Raw genomic sequence first — 18,667 nt, 5'->3', positions numbered from 1 at the left:
GCCAACTGACTATTTTTACTGCAAAACGTTTAATTTATATAACAAGGCGACTGGTTTTTCAGCAATTTTGCCTGACACGGAGGTAATAAAGATACCCAGTGTCGGATCCAGCTTGGCTATTTGGGGGATTTTTGCGAAAATAGTAGCCGGCTTCCTAAGTTTTTCGGTACTCAGTCCTGAGCAAGCCCTCATGCTGATACAGATGACTCAGTGAACCCCAATAAATAGAGTATCCCCCTTTAATACACTCTATAATCGTTCAAGTAATTAACCCTTAAATTTAAAGGTCAGTCATGACGGCAAACATCATCGACGGTAAAGTCATTGCGAAACAAGTTCGTAATACCGTAGCCACCCGCGTTGCAGCGCGGATCAATCAGGGGCTCAGAGCGCCAGGACTAGCAGTTGTGCTTGTTGGCCAGGACCCCGCCAGCCAGGTATATGTTGGCTCAAAGCGCAAAGCGTGTGAAGAAGTAGGCTTCGTATCTAAGTCATATGATCTACCCGCAGACACAAGTGAAGAGCAATTACTGGAGTTGGTGGACACGCTCAATCAGGATCCAAACGTTGATGGTATCCTGGTTCAGCTGCCATTGCCTGACGGATTAGATGCCGAAAAAGTGCTGGAACGTATCCACCCTCACAAAGATGTTGATGGTTTCCACCCTTATAATGTCGGACGACTGGCACAACGTATGCCAGCACTACGCCCTTGTACTCCAAAAGGGATCATTACGCTACTGGATTCAACTGGTGTCAGGTACAAAGGCATGCATGCTGTTGTTGTTGGTGCATCGAACATTGTTGGTCGCCCAATGTCACTGGAGCTGTTGCTGGCAGGCTGTACGACGACGGTATGTCACAAATTTACCCAAGATCTGGAAGCACACGTGAGACGCGCGGACCTGCTAGTTGTTGCCGTGGGTAAGCCAGAGTTTATTCCGGGTGAGTGGGTCAAAGAGGGTGCCATGGTCATTGACGTCGGTATCAACCGCCTAGAATCTGGCAAGCTGGTAGGCGATGTACAATACGACGTCGCAGCACAACGGGCGAGCTTTATCACCCCTGTCCCAGGTGGTGTTGGACCTATGACCGTTGCCAGCTTGATTGAAAATACACTTGAAGCTTGCGAAAACTATCATAGCTAATGCTTCCATAGCAGGTGCGCACAGCACCTGCCTGCCCTTTCGTCTTGTCATTTGTTTAGCCTCGAATAAAACCTAGCACGTTCTAAAATTTGGTCTACTATTGAGCCGTTATTGCTCTCAATAAAGGACTATAATGACAGCTTTCATCCAACCTCAGCTGCACGCCTATTCGCTACAATGTTATGCACCGGGCACACTTAACGATACAGACAAACTCAGGCTGGGTCAGTTTCGCAGCACAATATGGCGCGAGCAGGGACATACCATCAGTCACTGCGTAACACCCGATTCCTGGCTTGAGAGCGCAGATAGTGAAGCATATATCTGGCTGGCAGAGCATCAGGGTAATATCATCGCCACAGCCAGAATGAATCTATGCACTGAGCTGGCACATTTACCTGAACAACAACTTTACCAACCACTTAAGGACAAGCTGGCTACCCCACTGGCAACCTGGGGACGGCTTGCCGTTGCCACACAGTGGCGAAACCAAGGGTTAGCCAATCAGCTGATTAAAACGCGCCTGATGCTGGCTAAAAAATTGGGGTGTCGGTGTATTGTATTAGACTGTCCTGTTGCACGGGTTGCTGCGATGCAGGCGCATCACTTTGATGCATTGCTACCGCCCCAGGCCGGCATTTTGTTTCCTGACATTCAATTTGTCGTCATGGGCCGCAAGCTTTAAAGCACCAGTCAGATTTAACCGGGCGGGTTTAGGGAACTCACAATATAGCTATGTGGGTGTAAGTCTGAAAAAGTGATCACATCACCGAGGTTAAGCACTCTATCTATATCAGGTGAAATTTTAAGCTGGTTCACGAACACACCGTTTTTGCTGGTGTCTCTGAGCGTCCAATGCGTTCCTGTCCAGACAATTACAGCATGGTGACGTGAGATTTCAATCCCTAACACCTGAGTGTCGACCCCACTCTCTGCGCGACCAAAACGGTGATGAGACTTGAGAAGAATGTGATCATTGGTTTGTGCTAATAAAAGATGTGCCATGCCTGTGCCTATCTGAGTATCCTGACGTCGAATCCTGCTACAGAGCGTATTTCGGGAAGAAGAAATACCCAGCTCCTGAGCATGAGAGTGTAATCGTAACTTCATAATGATGACATTACGCCGCCTTACACTTCGCACAGCTTGCAATATTAATTCTCCATACCAGCCCAACACTGGCATCTGAACAAATATTATCTAAAGTTAAAATAAGATTTACCGCTGGAAATACAGCTGTGTCAGAAGTCCTTAAGGCAAGACAATGCAAGAACCTGCTTCGCGCGTATTCAGGTTTCATACAAACGGTGCGCTTGCTGGTATTATGTGGCTTGTTTACGAGTGCTCTTGTACGTGCCACGAGCCCGATACCAGTCACTATTTTGGCTGACGACAGCTACCCACCCTACTCTTATGTTCAGGATGGCAAACTGGTCGGGATTTATCCCACCCTTATCCTTGAGGCCGCGAAACTCATCAAGGAGGATTACCTGGTTGAGCTACGCCCCATTCCCTGGAAAAGAGGCGTAGCGGCATTAGAGCATGGTGAAGCATTCGCACTGATGCCACCTTATGTCCATCTTGACACACGCCCCTATATCTGGCCTTACTCGGTCGCGCTTAAACAAGAGGAGGTCGTGGCGTTTTGCAACCCAGGTATTACTTTACAAAATATCACTCAGCGTGACAGCGAGCTTGCACCAATTAATATCGGCCTGAACGCAGGCTTTTTGATCCTCGACGATGCGCTCAAACAAGCAAGAAAAACTGGACACATTACTGTCTGGGAAAATAAGAACACCCGCGCTAACATCATCAAGTTATTTAAAAAAAGAATCGACTGCTACATCAACGACAGGCTTTCAACTTTGATTGGCATTAGTGATCTGCAAGACCAATTGCCCGGATTAACAGCGCAATCATTTGTCGAAGATCGTGTGGTGCTGAGCCGCAGTGCCCATATCGGCTACCTGAAAGGGTACGAAGGAAAATACCCATTTAAAGCTGACTTTATCGCAAAAATGGATGAAGCCTTGAATACCATTTTACAAAAAGCGACGCATCCTTGACTAAAACGTGGCATAGCCACTTAGGTTGCACGGTATCAACTTGTACAAAAAAGGCAGCCTCAGCTGCCTTGTCATATATTATCTCGTGTTTATTCAGCGACAACCTGCCAGTCGACGCTAGCACCCGCTTTGATTGGCACAACCTGAGTATCCCCCAGAGGGTAAGACTCTGGTACCTGCCAACTGGTTTTCTCCAGCGTAATGGTGTCTGTATTACGTGGTAAGCCATAAAAATCCGGACCAAAGTGACTCGCAAAACCTTCTAGCTTATCCAGTGCATCGGCCTCTTCAAATGCTTCCGCGTACAGCTCAATAGCGGCATGGGCTGTGTAGGCACCAGCACACCCACAAGCTGCTTCTTTTTTATCTTTGGCATGCGGTGCAGAGTCAGTGCCCAGGAAGAACTTTTTACTGCCACTGGTCGCGGCACGCAATAGTGCTTGCTGATGTGTATTGCGCTTCAATATCGGTAAACAGTAATAGTGAGGGCGGATGCCACCAGCTAGCATGTGATTACGGTTGTACAGCAAATGATGCGCAGTAATTGTCGCTGCAACATTATCTGGTGCCGCTTCAACAAACTCGACCGCATCCTGAGTGGTAATGTGTTCTAACACGATTTTCAGTTTGGGAAACGCATCGACGACCTTTTTAAGCTTAGTGTCGATAAATACCTTTTCACGATCGAAAATATCAATCGAAGAGTCCGTCACTTCACCGTGCACAAGTAGCAACATACCCACTTCCTGCATCACTTCAAGGATAGGGTAAATATTTTCAACGTCAGTCACACCTGAGTCTGAATTGGTAGTTGCACCAGCAGGGTATAGCTTTGCAGCAACTATGTGTCCACTGGCTTTTGCAGCTCGGATCTCTTCAGCACTGGTATTATCAGTCAGGTACAATACCATCAGCGGCTCAAATTGCGCTTTAGGTTGTGCTGCGAGGATACGTTCCCGATAAGCCAATGCACTTTGTGTACAAGTCGCCGGTGGCACCAGATTAGGCATGATAATAGCACGCCCCATATAGCGACTGATGTCGCGCACAGTGTCAACGAGTACCGCACCATCACGCAGATGCACATGCCAGTCGTCCGGACGAGTGATTGTTAAGGTCTGTTTACTTGTCATTGCTCTTTCCCACTACTGAATTTGCCCGATCATAGGCCGAGCCAGCAGGTTAGTAAAGTTTTTAAGGCCAACCCGACATGCTTTGGCGTCCGCAATGTCGCAAAAGTGTCATCAGGTTTACAGCAAATAGCAATTTAATTGCAACATTGACTGTAACGCATGATTTAAGAGCGTTAACATGGTCGAAGATTAAGTAATCAGGCCCATGCCATGCCAATACTGTCAGAAGCAAAACTAGAATCAAAAACCGAACAGTTAAGCATCATCAACCAGTTTTCATCGTCGCTATTGCAGATCACACACCTGGATGAGCTCTTTGACTATGTGACCAGCCAGGTAGTAAGCCGATTAGGATTTGTTGATTGTGTTATTTATCTTAGCGACCCTGCGGGTCAATTTCTGGATGTCGTTGCCAGTATGGGGGTGGTGCACAAAGACATTGGCCATGAAGTGCGCCAACAACGCATTCCTTTTGCTGCGGGGATCACAGGCCACGTTGCGCGTACTAAGCAACCTTTTCTTTCTGGGAACGTCGCTCTTGAACCTATGTACATAGCCGACGCCCGGCCAGCGCTATCGGAACTATGCGTGCCATTGGTGTATGAAAACACCTTATTGGGTGTGATTGACTGTGAGCACCCAGAACCAGATTACTTCACACAAGCGCATTTGCAGATCCTCTCTACCGTTGCCCATTTGCTCAGCGCCAAAATTCATCAGGTGCGGACACTGGACCACCTCACAGCCACTGTAGATCAGCTGCACCAGGCACAACAACTGGAAAAGTGCTTGCTGAAAATCGCGAATATCACTTATCAGTCACGCAATTTAGACGCTTTTTATGATGAGCTCTATGGCATCATTTGCTCACAATTACCGGCGGAAAACTGCTTTATCGGTCTTTACGACACCCAGCTTGATGTCCTGGAGATAGATTATCTGATTGAGGCAGGCGTTAAATGCAGTGCCCACCAAAAAGTCTCCAAAGAGCAGATAAAGCACACTGCCTCTTATTACATTATCAAGCAACAAAAACCCTTGTTGTGTGACCATCAGCAATTTTTAATGCATGTAAAGCAGCAGAACTTTAAAATGGTCGGCCGCTCGCCACGCTCCTGGCTCGGTGTTCCCTTTGTCGTCAATGACCAATATCAGGGCGTCGTAGTATTGCAAAGCTATGACAACGACCAGGCATTCAGCCAACATCATAAAGCCATTTTAACCTACATCAGTCGACAGCTCAGCATGGCCATCGACCGACGCCTTGCCCGCCAGGCACTGGAGCACAGAGCACTGCACGATGACTTAACAGGTCTGGCAAATCGCTACCTGATGCTGGAGCGGATTAAACATGCCATTTTGTCTTTAGGACGGAGTCAGTCTGCACAGCAGCATTGCTTGTTATATCTTGACCTGGATCGCTTCAAAAGCATCAATGACGCGCTGGGGCACGATGTCGGCGATCACTTTTTAGTGGCCATTGTTGATCTTATCCGAGGTTGTATTCGAAAAACTGACACCTTTGCGCGCCTGGGAGGGGATGAATTCGCCATTTTTATGGAAAATATTAGTGACAAACACCAAGTCGAACTAGCCCTGGAGCGGATCACGGGAGCCATCGCCAAACCCATTCATATCGACGGCCACCTGCTGCAGGCTTCAAGCAGCATTGGTGTCGCCTTTACCTCCAGCGACTCAGACAACGCCATTACCTTGCTGCAACAGGCTGACGCAGCCATGTATGAAGCTAAATCTGCGGGGCGCAGCCAGATCCGCTATTTCAATAATGAGATGCGTAAGAAGCTAAAACAGCAGGCTGATATAGAAAACGATCTACAAAACGGGATTAAGAACGGAGAGTTTGAGCTATATTATCAGCCCATTTTTACTCTCACTCACCCCAAGGTCGTCAGTTTCGAATCTCTGGTGCGCTGGCACCACCCTAAAAATGGCCTGGTCACGCCTGACGACTTTATACCCATCGCAGAACAGACAGGTCAAATTATCGACCTCGATTTACACTTACTTGCATTGGCGGCAAAACAAGTAGCGCAGTGGCAGGCAGCCGGCTTTGAGGACATCAGCCTGACCGTCAACGTCTCTTCACGTCACTTTGCCAGTTTGGAATTTGTTGAGCAGATTGCAGCTCTATATCAAACCTACCAACTAAACCAAGGGGCACTCAGCCTTGAGATTACTGAATCTGGTTTGATTGAAAACCTTAGCCTGGCTACCAAGGTTATTAATGGCCTGTCACCTTTTGGCGTTAAGCTGTATCTGGACGACTTTGGTACCGGATATTCCGCACTTGGCTACCTGCACCAGCTACCTATTCATGTACTTAAAATCGACAAGAGTTTTATTAATCAACTAACAGATGAAGAAAACCCGCTGGTTGACGCCATTTTATCGCTTGCAAAATCACTGGACCTGGAAGTTGTGGCAGAGGGCATAGAAACTCAACACCAGTTTCAGCTGTTGAGTACCAAATCGTGTCAGTACGGACAAGGCTTTTTAATTTCTCACCCTCTTAAAGCTTCACAGGCTTTGGCCTTTCTACAAACAGGGCAGATTAAGGTCGCAATGAAAAATGCCCCCTGAGGGGGCATTGGTTGACTGGCTTACACACATTAAGCCAGTATGGCTCTCAACGTTTTGACGCATGTTAAATTGATTATGTCACTCACCCCCTATTAGACCGGCCCGGCAAACTCAAACCCGGCAATGTTTTGAGACAAGTTAACCGACCACAATACGTCTCTTTCATGCCTCATAATTCACTGAGTGTGAAAACCCTTAGCAACGCCTGTTGTATTGGTTGTCTCATTGAATCCTTTTAACTGTTAAGTTGAGGGCACACTGCGTCGAGATATACGAAAATCTCTGAGTGTATCGTGTCAGCATGCCAAGCATTCTTTGAAAGTTTAGATGGCCAAAATTTACGTCTCAGCGCTCATTTTCACAACTGATGCTTTCTCAAAAACAACTTGAGTAAAATTAAATTGTAATTTTTTTAAAAAAAGTTAAATAAAGAATGACAACGCTGTCAAAAATAATGCTATAGTAATTTTGTAAATATTTAGTCAATCGCTGCTGGATTTATAGACGTCTAGACGTTGAATAGCTTGGATTCACAGCGTAGTATGGGTGTAATCTGAGTTTTACTCACGTTTAGAATGAGATTTGTTGATGATGATAGATATAAAGCACTTAAAAACCATAGCGACCCTGAAAGAAACCGGATCACTGGTCAATACAGCGCGTGAGTTATTCCTCACTCAGTCAGCACTTTCTCACCAAATCAAAGATCTGGAAAACAAACTAGACTGTCAGTTGTTTGAGCGCAAGACTCAGCCTGTTCGCTTTACCCCACAGGGCATGCTTTTGCTAGAACTCGCTAATGATGTTTTACCTAAGGTCGAGGCCACCAAGTGCCGTCTTAAAGAAAGTCTCAATCAACCTATCTCACAATTGAGACTCAGTGTTGAATGCCATGCCTGTTTTCACTGGTTGCTACCGACCATTAAAGAGTTCAATAACTTCTGGCCAGACATCAAGGTGGATTATGAACGCGGTTTTAGCTATGACGCGATCCCCGAATTACTCAGTGATGAGCTAGATTTGGTCCTGACCTCGGATATTCGTGAGCCTGAGCACGTAGAATATGCACATATTTTTGACTTCAAACTGAAACTCATTGTTGCACCTGATCACGAACTTGCTAAAAAAGCCTATGTCACCGCACTCGATCTGAAAGACGAAACCATTATTTCTTACCCCATTCCTAAAGAGCGTCAGGATATCTTCAAACACTTTATCCAGAATGCCCGATTTGACGGTACGTTGAAAACCGTGGACCAGGGGTTACTGATATTTCAATTGGTCAGTGCCGGGATGGGTGTCGCGGCGCTACCAGATTGGTTAGTTACTCCCTATGAAAGTCAGGGATTGATCAAGTCTATACCTTTAGGGGCATTGGGCTTGAACCGCCCTATGTATCTTGCAATGAAAAAGAATATGAAGGATAACCCGGTTTACCGTCACTTCCTGAATACATGCAAGCAATCCGTAAATCGCTAAACAAGCATTCAACAAATTTACCCACGCAATTGGGGGATAATAGAGGTAAACTGGGCGCAGACTAATATAAACGGATCATTTTTATGTTTGAGGTAAAAAAGGTAATTGGGTCACTGTTGATGCCCTTACCCGTGACCCTGCTGTTACTGGCGCTCTGCTTGCTGTTTATCGCCAGGATAAATATCAAATCTTACCTCGCTGGCTGGCTGCTGGTAGTCAGCTTGTGGACGATCAGTACCCCTTTCTTTGCGGACATACTGATAACCCCCTCAGAAAAACGGTTAGCTCCGTTTTCAACGAGTAAGCATCAACATATAGACTACGTCGTCGTACTGGGGTGTGGCGTGAGCCCTGCACCTCGATTGCCGGCCAACCTACAATTATCAGGCTGTGCGCTTTCTCGCCTGACCGAGGGGCTCAGACTACTTCATGCCTACCCTCATGCGCAGCTTATAGTGTCAGGCGCCGGAGATGGCAAAACAACAAGCAGCGCTATGATGGGCAAAACAGCAATTGCCCTTGGCATTCGCGCAAATAAAATTATTCAAAACCCAAGAGCCCGGGATACAGCCGAAGAGGCTTTATTGCTCGCAACCAGATTAGTTGACAGTAAGGTTGCCCTGGTCACATCTGCCAGCCACATGGCACGCGCACAAGATTTATTTTCTGCACAGGGTGTGGATACTCTTGCCGCGCCAGTACAATTTTACAGTTATGGTAATTCGCCTGAGTATCGGCGCTTTATCGCCAGTGCATCTGTACTAAACGCTGTAACCACTTATGTCCATGAACTGATAGGACGACAATGGATAGCACTGCGCCGAATGATTGACCCACAAGCTTTGTAATACCAAATTCACTTAATACCTGTTCAATTTGAAGGAGCAGATAGGTATAAATTAGTCCAAAAGTTGGATATTTCCCCCTTGAGCAGGGACTGATTTGCGATGAATCAGAGCTTAAAAACGCAAAAAATTGAAAAATTACTCAAAAATAGGTATAAATATCGTTTAATCTTAACCTGCGTATCCGCGTATAACACGACTGGGATTTACGATGAGTAAACTAGATAAAACTGAAGTTTTAAGTGCATTTGAAGCCGCATATGAAGCCGCACACGGCAAAAAGCCAGAGATCACCACTAAACCTGGCTGGTACAGCATTGACGGTGGCAAAAATATGCGTCTGGCAGATGTAGCAGCTTTGACCGAAGAGCTAACTTCAGGAACAGCCGCGACAGAACAACCTGCGCCAAAGAAAAAAGCAACAACCAAGGCAGCAGCGCCAGCGGTTAAAAAAGCAACCCCGTTCACGGTTGTCAAAGCAAATGAAGATGGCTATACCGCAGAAGAAGCCTGGATCATTGAGCTGGCAGAAAAGGACCATGACTGCCGTTTACCACGCGGAGTAGTTTAACTCTCTGCGTATGGGCCAGCACTTAAGCTGGCTCACCCTCCTTCTAAAGTAACGCAATTTCAAATACCTGCCACATTAAATCTTTGCCATATACGGGCAAGTTCAGCTATGCTTCTGTGCAATAAACCACCACTTGAGCTTTCCGGGTTATGCACCTACTCTATCGCTGCTATCACTTTTTACTGAAATGCATTGTCAGATTTATTGGCATTCCGGCACCCGAGCTGTACAAAGGGTTGGCAGGGCTGACCAGCGCTATTCAAGATCTGACTTTGCCGCGTGATACTCGGGTCTTGCTGGTAACGGACAAAGTCCTGAATGAGCTAAACGTCATTTCGCCCGTCATCACAGCACTGGAGGAGCAAAATCTGCGTCCTGTCGTTTATGATCAAGTTCAGGCTAATCCCACGGTAGAGAACATAGAACAAGGCTATCGGACCTACCTTTCAAATGAGTGCCAGGCGATTATCAGTGTTGGGGGTGGTTCGGTGCTGGACGCCGCAAAGCTAATTGGGGCTCGGGCTGTTCGGCCAAAACGTTCTGTTGATGCCTTTTCTGGCTTGTTTAAAGTGCTTAAAACACTACCACCAAATATTGCAATACCAACCACAGCTGGCACAGGCTCTGAAACAACGGTTGCGGCGGTGTTCAATGACGAAAAAAGAGGGAAAAAGCTCGCTGCCGCAGACTTTTGCCTGGTCCCGCAGCGCGCGGTTCTAGTGAGCCAGCTCACCACCAGTTTGCCAGCCGGGATCACAGCAACCACAGCCATCGACGCACTGACCCATGCTATTGAGGCAATCTTAAGTATCAACGCGACTAAACTGACGAATGAAAAAGCACTTGAAGCATGTGAGCTTATATTCAGCCATCTGCCTATTGCTTACTCTGATGGTCAAAACCTTCAGGCAAGAGAAAAACTGCTCTATGCCTCTTTTCTGGCAGGACAAGCATTCACGCGAACATCAGTAGGCTATGTGCATGCTATTTCACACCAGCTCACAGCCAAATACGGTACCCCACACGGCCTGGCAAATGCGGTATTACTATTACCGGTTTTGCATTGGTATGGCAGCAGGATACACCGTCAGTTAGCGACGATTGCGTGTCATTGTCATCTCACTTCTTTGGATTACCCTATTGAGCGGCAGGCGCAAGACTTCATTACACACATCACAGATTTGCTGGCGCAACTCAACATTCAGGCTCACCTTAGTGAAGTGCTCAGTGACGATATTCAGTCACTGGCGGTCCTGGCACTTGAAGAGGCACACCCCGATTACCCAGTACCACACTTTATGGCGCTGCCAGACTGCCAGCATATCCTGACACAAATACGCGCCTGACAGCCCAACTCAGTTAGACGATTACATATCGTATCTGAATCGCTGGCGCGTCACTGTGCCCCAGTATGGGTCATGGTAGATGTCTTCTTCCATCTCTTCTATGCCGGCTTGAGCGATTGCACGACGCCAAAATTGCGTTGCATAGTCGGCACCAGCAATCTGCTTAATGGTCCACAGACCCGGAGAGTTCGCCCAGATAGCGCGAGCGAACCGAGCGCCGAGCCCGGCTTTGCGAAAACGAGGTACTATATAAAACTCACAAATCTCAAACTCTCTTTCCTGATGCTGCGCTATCGCTGCCAATCCTACCGGCGTTTTGTTGACATAACATAAATATCCCCTGACGTTCCCCTCCAGCAAAGTATCTAATACAAATACGCCGTCAGGGCCAGGGCTTTTATCTGTAAGAGGAGAAAATTCAGCCTCGTAAGCCTGAGCCAGGTTGTGATAAATGGTTTGGTTATGAGAGGTAACTGGGATCAGCATCAGACACTCCGTTATTGGGTAATACACAACAATAAGTATATTACCCAAATAAGGACACAGTATGCAGATAACCCCGATATTAGTACCTGCGCCTTACATTAGTCACTTGGAATGCCAGCTTCATCACTTGGTACAATATCCTGCTCAAGCAGCGCATCTGCACGCCACCTCTGAATGGCAGGGCAAGCAAGTACTTTTTCCATATACGTAGTTGCTTCAGGTCCAGGCTCAATGCCATACGTGATAAACCGCATAACAACCGGTGCAAACATCGCATCGGCTATACTCCATTCACCGAATAACCAGCCACCCTGTTGGCCAAATTCCTGCATTTGTTCTCGCCAAATTTGTGCAATCCTTGCTATGTCTTTTTGCGCTGCTGCAGATAAGTCAACATGACGTTTTGCCCGAATATTCATTGGCATTTCTGCTCTGAGCGCCAAAAAACCGCTGTGCATTTCATTGGCCAGTGACCGTGCGCGGGCACGCAACTCAGGACTCGCAGGCCAGGCTTGCCCTGAAAGATAAGTTTCGTTGATGTATTCGCAGATTGCCAGAGATTCCCAGACAATCACATCACCATCAACGAGCAGCGGTACCTTGTTGGTTGGGCTAATACCAGACAAGGTCTGATAAAAAGCGTCTGTTTCTAGTTTCAACATGGTTTCCTGAAATTTTAATCCATACTTTTCAATTAATAGCCAAGATCTCAAAGACCAAGTCGAGTAGTTTTTATTGCCGATATAGAGCTTCATAGTCGTCCTTATTTCAATAGCGATGATTGTTATGGCCCCTACTTTAAGTTGCTTTATCAAGCTAAACCAACGGATAATTCTAATATCAAACATCAATAACTCTTATGAATATGGACATAGAATCATTGCGTAGCTTTATCGCCTGCGTCGAAAACGACAGTTTTACTCGCGCAGCTAACCAGCTACACCGTACTCAATCAGCCATTAGCATGCAGATGAAGAAGCTCCAGGAAGATGTAGGTAAACCCCTGTTTGAAAAATCGGGTCGCAAGTTGCACCTTACTCAGGATGGGCATACCTTAATGCGTTACGCAAAACAACTGGTTAGATTGCACGATGATACTCTGGCACATATGCGTCAAAGCGAGCGTCCTACGCTTCTCAGACTGGGTTGCCCAGACGATTACGCTGACACTATTTTGCCTTCACTCACCGCTCAGCTGCATCAACTGTGGCAGAACCTCGAGCTTGATATTCACTGCATGTCCAGCAACCGGATAAAAGACGCCCTGGATCAGGGTGAGCTTGATTTGGGTGTGATCACTCGAAGCCCAGACTCCGAGGAAGGGTTATTTCTGTACCATGATCAGGGGGTATGGGTTGGCACCTGGCATCCAGAAACATCTATCTCGCTCGCCGTATTTCAACGAGACTGTCGCTTTCATCAGGCAGCCATCGAGGGCTTAATGAAGCAGGAGCGCACATTTAAAGTCATTGCAAATTGCCAAAGTGCCTCAGCTTTACGCGCTCTGGTTAAAGCTGGATTAGCAATCGGCGCACTTGCCCAAAGTAGCGCAGAGGACCTACCTATCCTGAGTGTTCAGGGTTTACCCCCCTTACCTTCGATAGACGTTGTTCTGATCAGAAGTAATACTCCCTCAAACCCTGTTAAGGAGACAGATCTGCTGCAAATCAGCCGCGGTTTTCACCGTGCCGACTAACTGCTTCATATTTACTCACAGCCATCCTACAAGCGCTTACATTTTATGACACCCCACAAACAGACTCTCACAAGGAGTCTGAATACACTTGTCAGCAAGTTAATCAAACGGAATGACAGCAATGAAATCTTTATCTCTCCTCTCACTGGTTTTTGCAGTTTCAGCCTCTTTTGCATCACAGGCTGCGCAACATGATGAACAACACCGCGTAGGTGCACAACTGTTTGGCGGTAGTGCCTCTTACAATAGCTCAGATCAGGATGGTGATGGTGTTACACACGTATACTTTTACTACAACTATCAATATGACTCGACCTGGGCGCTGGAAGCCGCTTACATCACTGGTATGGAAGCGGATGAATGGGAATGTAAGGACGATAGTGATGACAAGTTCACTTGTACACGCAACGACAAAGCACTATTTGGGCTCGGTGCAAATGAGCTAGACTATGACAACTTTGTATTGGCTGTTAAAGGTCAGTACCAGCTTAGCGATAATAATTACCTATATGCAAAGCTCGGCGCGCATTATTACGACTATGAGATTGGCTACAAAGGTAAAACCATGGTTGAAGAAGATGGCATAAGCTTTCTGACAGAAGCCGGCTGGCAATATGACTGGGACAATGGGATGTCGGTTAATGCCAGTATTCAATATTTGGATATGGGCGACCTGGACACCACCAACTTAGGTTTAGGTGTCAGCTACCGCTTCTAAGTAGAATAACCAAAAGCGCAGCCCTTGCTGCGCTTTATTTTTGTATCAGCTTTTCAGCAATTGCTGCTGCAACAGATGTACTTCATCTCGTATTGCAGCCGCCTTCTCGAACTCCAACTCACGTGCGTATTGCATCATCTGAGACTCTAGCTGCTTTATCTGTTCAGTCAATTCAGTGACACTATGTGTTTGCTTAGAAGGTGCTGTCTTTTTGGACACTTTCGGCAGCGTTTTAGACTGCTCATCCGACACTTCTTCACCCAAGTCCATCACATCTGTGATTTTCTTCACCAGTGCTTGCGGTTTTAAGCCATGCTTTTCGTTGTAAGCATGTTGAATAGCCCGACGTCGCTCCGTTTCATCGATTGCCTGACGCATGGATTTGGTGATCGAATCCCCATACAAAATGGCTTTACCATTGATGTGCCGTGCGGCCCGACCAATTGTCTGAATGAGTGACCGTGCTGAACGCAAGAAGCCCTCTTTATCTGCATCCAGAATCGCAACCAGTGAAACCTCTGGCATATCCAGGCCTTCACGTAGCAAGTTAATGCCAACTAAAACGTCAAACACACCTTTACGCAGATCGCGGATAATTTCCATCCGTTCGACAGTATCAATATCAGAGTGTAAATAACGTACCCGGACATCATGGTCATTCAGGTAGTCGGTCAGATCTTCAGACATGCGCTTGGTCAGAGTTGTGACCAGAACACGCTCCTTAAGCTCGACTCGTCGATAGATTTCAGATAAGAGATCATCGACCTGAGTCGCAACGGGACGCACTTCCAGTTCCGGGTCTAACAGCCCTGTCGGACGGATAACCTGCTCTGCCACTTCACCACTGGACCTATTCAGTTCATAGTCTCCAGGTGTAGCAGAGACATAAATTGTCTGCGGTGCAATCGCTTCAAACTCTTCAAACTTCAGTGGACGGTTATCCATGGCAGAAGGTAGCCGGAACCCGTACTCAACCAAGTTCTCTTTACGGCTACGATCTCCCTTATACATGGCGCCAATCTGTGACACAGTGACATGAGATTCGTCGATGATCATTAGCGCATCATCTGGCAAATAATCCAGCAAAGTCGGTGGTGGCTCGCCAGGTGCACGCCCAGATAAGTAACGGCTGTAATTTTCGATACCTGAGCAATAACCCAGCTCGGTCATCATTTCGATGTCGTACTGTGTGCGCTGCGCAACCCTTTGCTCTTCGACCAAGCGATTGTCGGTTAATAACTTATTGCGACGCTCTTTGAGTTCAAGTTTGATTTTTTCAATCGCATCAAGGATTTTCTCACGCGGCGTGACATAGTGAGTCTTGGGGTAAATGGTGGCGCGCACCAGATGCTTTTCTACCGCGCCGGTCAACGGATCAAACATACTGATACGTTCGATCTCTTCGTCAAACATTTCGACTCTGATAGCATAGGTATCTGATTCTGCAGGGAAGATATCGATCACTTCACCTCTGACCCGATACGTGCCACGACTAAAATCCATATCGTTGCGGGTATACTGAAGTTCAGCCAAACGCCTGAGCATTGCGCGCTGCTCCATGGTTTCGCCCACTTTTAACAACAGCATCATCTTCATATATGAATCTGGATCACCCAAACCATAAATGGCAGACACAGATGCGACGATAATTGTATCCCGACGTTCCAGGAGTGCTTTTGTCGCAGACAAACGCATCTGCTCTATGTGCTCATTGATTGACGCATCTTTCTCTATAAACGTATCACTGGCAACCACATAAGCTTCAGGCTGATAATAATCATAGTAAGAGACAAAATATTCAACCGCGTTATTAGGGAAAAACTCTTTCATCTCACCATATAACTGTGCAGCCAGAGTTTTATTGTGCGCCATAATGATGGTAGGCCGATTCAGGGTATGAATAATATTGGCCATAGTAAAGGTTTTGCCGGTCCCGGTTGCCCCCAGCAGAGTCTGATGGGCCAGACCTGCTTCTAACCCATCACACAGTTGAGCTATCGCTGTGGGCTGATCACCACTGGGTGAAAAGTCAGAAACCAGGTCAAATACATCACTCATACCACTTCCTCCTGTCGTGTGCATTGCTGCATTGCGGCTAACGTACTGGTGAACCATTTATACGCCAATATGGCGGTGAACAGATTACCAAATGCAGCACCGATAAATAGTCCTTGAATGCCCGCAAAATGAGAACCCAGATAGGCACAGGGTATATAGAAGACAAACAATCTAACCACACTTAATACTAATGCGCGCATTGGCTTATGCAATGCATTGAACGATGAATTGGTCAGGATGATTACCCCCTGCAAACCGTAACTTAAGGGTAAGGTGTAAATAAACAACTTAATGATCTCGACGACTTGTGGCTCATCACCAAAAGCCTGACTGATCCAATGAGAAGCCGCAATAAGCAATATATAGATGCCAAATTGCCACGCCATAACAAACTTCAGGGTGGTACGATATGCGTCTTCAACTCGCTGATATTTCTGCGCACCGAAATTTTGACTAACAAAAGGAGGCAGGGTCATAGATAAGGCTAGCACCACCAAACTGGCAATGGACTCAATACGACTGCCTACACCAAAAGCAGCCACGGCTTCTGCACCATAGGTAGCAATGATGGCTGTCATGACTGCCATCGCTATTGGCGTGAGCATGTTGGCCCCTGCAGCTGGCAATCCAATCTTTAATATTTTACTGGTTGCCTGAGCGATGCTTTGCTGTGGGCTGCTAACTTGTAGTAAGCGCTTTTTGACCGCCAGTAAATACAAAATAAACACTACGCCTACGCCCCAGGCAATCACACTGGCAATCGCCGCCCCTTTGACACCTAATTCAGGAAATGGACCATAGCCAAAAATCAACAAGGGATCCAATATGGCATTGATAAGCCCTCCCAGACCCATAATCAGACTGGGCGTTTTCGTATCACCACTGGCTCTGAGGATAGAGTTACCAATCATCGGCATAATCAGAAATATGGCGCCCGCAAACCAGATTGAAATATAGTCATAGATATAAGGCATGGTTTGCGCATTTGCGCCCAACAAGGTAAAAATAGGCTCTATTAATACATAACCAATGGCTGATAAAATTGCCACCATCACCGCAGATACCAGCAATGCAACAAAGCCATCGAATTTAGCTTCTTCCATATTGTTGGCACCCAAGGCTTTTGCAATGACCGCCGATGTACCGATACCCAGCCCGATGGCAAGACTAATAACAGTAAAAGTAACAGGGAAGGTAAAACTCACTGCCGCGAGTGGCTCAGTCCCGAGTAAGCTGATGAAAAAAGTGTCGATTAAGTTGAAACTCATCAGAGTGATCATGCCAAAAATCATGGGAACGGTCATGCGTCTAAGCGTTTCCACGATTGACCCATTGAGAATATCACTACCGGGATTTGATTGACGAACTGCGGACATAGTTTGCTTTACCTCATTTGGAAGCGAGTATTCTAATGGATCACTTTCGATGATGCACTTAATTAAACATCCAGCCTGTGTGGATGAAACGGCTGTTGTGTATTACGTTTGACACTGCCACCTGGGTTTAGCCCAAAACGGCGCATCGCACGACAATATCCTGTTCTTACAATATATGAGCGAACCACTTAAGTTGGCGGATATCTGGCAGCACATTAAAAATTGTTTTATTGGGGTATTTCACACCAACTCAAACATTTTTAGGAAAAAGTTGGTTTTTTAGAAAAATAGAACTTGATTCGGGTCACTTTTTGCACATCAATGGGGCAAGGACGAAATAAATCCGTCATATTGTGCATTTCTCGTTCCAGTATGATGTAAATTTCATAAGTATTTGAAATAAAACAATTAATTATTTTTCATCAAAACGCTTGCATCGTCGCTATGCCGCGGAATATATGGCGTTGTAGCACTTTTTAAAGTTTAATAAACAATGTTATCCACAGATTCCGTGGATAACTTATCACAGCCTTTAAAAATAAAGGCCTAGCCTGCGATCCAAATGAAGGATCGCCCCCTTACACTTGATCATCTACTCATTCGAACGGGATCGAGTTGCTTTTCGGGGAAAGATCCAACGCAGATAGACCAATATCAAAATATTGCAAATTTGCGGCAATGACCCCAATAAACACCTAACCCACTGATATTTATTTACTTTATATATCTCGGAACATTTATATGCAATAATTCTGTATATATTGAGTAATTTTTGTGCAATAAACCCCAATTATACTGGATTGTTATTCGATCATTTTCAGGATCTTCGCGGGATCTCAAACCGCAAACAAATTAGATCTCTGTTAAAGTGCAAAAAAAGTTCGCTTCGAACAAAATAACGACACAAGCATCAAAAATTATACATTTCGTAACTTTGCCCCCCTCCGGAGCATAACCCCTCTGTTTCATTACAGAGTGTCGAAGTCGCGTAAAGGCAGCTAAAAAAGGCGCAAATCGAGCATTAATTCAACGAACGAACTGCTTTTTTACAATTCAATGATTTTTATTGTTGACACCTTGCCTAGCGGTCATTAATATTTCGCCCCGTTGAGAGACATGCTTCCCCCTTAGCTCAGTTGGT

16 protein-coding genes are annotated in these 18,667 nt (G+C 46.2%); 10 read left to right on the top strand and 6 right to left on the bottom strand.

The window, feature by feature from the left end; genetic code table 11:
- Positions 1-293 precede the first annotated feature (293 nt).
- Both folD and CWB99_RS18380 read left to right on the top strand, forming a co-directional pair.
- On the top strand, positions 294-1,148 hold the full coding sequence (folD, locus tag CWB99_RS18385) for a bifunctional methylenetetrahydrofolate dehydrogenase/methenyltetrahydrofolate cyclohydrolase FolD (RefSeq protein ID WP_138551568.1): 855 nt from the start codon (positions 294-296) through the stop codon (positions 1,146-1,148).
- Between the two features lie 133 nt (positions 1,149-1,281).
- On the top strand, positions 1,282-1,833 hold the full coding sequence (locus CWB99_RS18380; RefSeq protein ID WP_138551569.1) for a GNAT family N-acetyltransferase: 552 nt from the start codon (positions 1,282-1,284) through the stop codon (positions 1,831-1,833).
- Between the two features lie 14 nt (positions 1,834-1,847).
- On the opposite strand, the gene CWB99_RS18375 is transcribed toward CWB99_RS18380, so the two are convergent.
- Positions 1,848-2,258 carry an FHA domain-containing protein gene (locus tag CWB99_RS18375; RefSeq protein ID WP_171045390.1) on the bottom strand — a complete coding sequence of 137 codons (411 nt, stop codon included), beginning with the start codon at positions 2,256-2,258 and terminating at the stop codon, positions 1,848-1,850.
- A gap of 128 nt (positions 2,259-2,386) precedes the next feature.
- Between CWB99_RS18375 and CWB99_RS18370 the strand changes: the two genes are divergently transcribed.
- A complete protein-coding gene (locus tag CWB99_RS18370) occupies positions 2,387-3,217 on the top strand; it encodes a substrate-binding periplasmic protein (RefSeq protein ID WP_138551571.1) in 831 nt (276 codons plus the stop codon).
- Positions 3,218-3,306: 89 nt separating this feature from the next.
- Here the strand turns inward: CWB99_RS18370 and pyrC are convergent, their stop codons facing one another.
- Positions 3,307-4,350 (bottom strand): dihydroorotase, encoded by a 1,044-nt coding sequence (gene pyrC, locus CWB99_RS18365; RefSeq protein WP_138551572.1) that lies wholly within the window; start codon positions 4,348-4,350, stop codon positions 3,307-3,309.
- Positions 4,351-4,560: 210 nt separating this feature from the next.
- Between pyrC and CWB99_RS18360 the strand changes: the two genes are divergently transcribed.
- From CWB99_RS18360 to CWB99_RS18340, 5 genes are all read left to right on the top strand, one after another.
- A complete protein-coding gene (locus CWB99_RS18360; RefSeq protein ID WP_171045389.1) occupies positions 4,561-6,951 on the top strand; it encodes an EAL domain-containing protein in 2,391 nt (796 codons plus the stop codon).
- A gap of 591 nt (positions 6,952-7,542) precedes the next feature.
- On the top strand, positions 7,543-8,430 hold the full coding sequence (locus CWB99_RS18355; protein ID WP_054017350.1) for a LysR family transcriptional regulator: 888 nt from the start codon (positions 7,543-7,545) through the stop codon (positions 8,428-8,430).
- An 83-nt stretch (positions 8,431-8,513) separates the two neighbouring features.
- Positions 8,514-9,278 (top strand): YdcF family protein, encoded by a 765-nt coding sequence (locus tag CWB99_RS18350; protein WP_138551573.1) that lies wholly within the window; start codon positions 8,514-8,516, stop codon positions 9,276-9,278.
- 208 nt (positions 9,279-9,486) lie between these two features.
- Positions 9,487-9,846 carry a hypothetical protein gene (locus CWB99_RS18345; protein WP_054017310.1) on the top strand — a complete coding sequence of 120 codons (360 nt, stop codon included), beginning with the start codon at positions 9,487-9,489 and terminating at the stop codon, positions 9,844-9,846.
- Between the two features lie 149 nt (positions 9,847-9,995).
- Entirely contained in the window at positions 9,996-11,192 is a 1,197-nt protein-coding gene (locus CWB99_RS18340) for an iron-containing alcohol dehydrogenase (RefSeq protein WP_138551574.1), read from the top strand.
- A 21-nt stretch (positions 11,193-11,213) separates the two neighbouring features.
- On the opposite strand, the gene CWB99_RS18335 is transcribed toward CWB99_RS18340, so the two are convergent.
- A complete protein-coding gene (locus tag CWB99_RS18335) occupies positions 11,214-11,678 on the bottom strand; it encodes a GNAT family N-acetyltransferase (RefSeq protein ID WP_138551575.1) in 465 nt (154 codons plus the stop codon).
- 98 nt (positions 11,679-11,776) lie between these two features.
- Positions 11,777-12,433 (bottom strand): glutathione S-transferase family protein, encoded by a 657-nt coding sequence (locus CWB99_RS18330; protein ID WP_138551576.1) that lies wholly within the window; start codon positions 12,431-12,433, stop codon positions 11,777-11,779.
- Positions 12,434-12,537: 104 nt separating this feature from the next.
- Between CWB99_RS18330 and CWB99_RS18325 the strand changes: the two genes are divergently transcribed.
- Positions 12,538-13,374, top strand: coding sequence for a LysR substrate-binding domain-containing protein (locus tag CWB99_RS18325; protein WP_138551577.1), 837 nt, complete (start codon positions 12,538-12,540; stop codon positions 13,372-13,374).
- 121 nt (positions 13,375-13,495) lie between these two features.
- Positions 13,496-14,092 carry a porin family protein gene (locus CWB99_RS18320; RefSeq protein ID WP_138551578.1) on the top strand — a complete coding sequence of 199 codons (597 nt, stop codon included), beginning with the start codon at positions 13,496-13,498 and terminating at the stop codon, positions 14,090-14,092.
- 45 nt (positions 14,093-14,137) lie between these two features.
- Here the strand turns inward: CWB99_RS18320 and uvrB are convergent, their stop codons facing one another.
- Both uvrB and CWB99_RS18310 read right to left on the bottom strand, forming a co-directional pair.
- Entirely contained in the window at positions 14,138-16,150 is a 2,013-nt protein-coding gene (gene uvrB, locus CWB99_RS18315) for an excinuclease ABC subunit UvrB (RefSeq protein WP_138551579.1), read from the bottom strand.
- Positions 16,147-17,526: an MATE family efflux transporter gene (locus tag CWB99_RS18310; RefSeq protein WP_138551580.1), complete on the bottom strand. Its 1,380-nt coding sequence runs from the start codon at positions 17,524-17,526 to the stop codon at positions 16,147-16,149. The genes uvrB and CWB99_RS18310 overlap by 4 nt, the downstream gene beginning before the upstream one ends.
- Positions 17,527-18,667 lie beyond the last annotated feature (1,141 nt).

Source organism: Pseudoalteromonas rubra (assembly GCF_005887095.1).
In the GTDB taxonomy this organism is placed as follows: domain Bacteria; phylum Pseudomonadota; class Gammaproteobacteria; order Enterobacterales; family Alteromonadaceae; genus Pseudoalteromonas; species Pseudoalteromonas rubra_E.
Note: the sequence above shows the minus strand (reverse complement) of the source record. Positions and strands in the feature narration are given on the sequence as shown.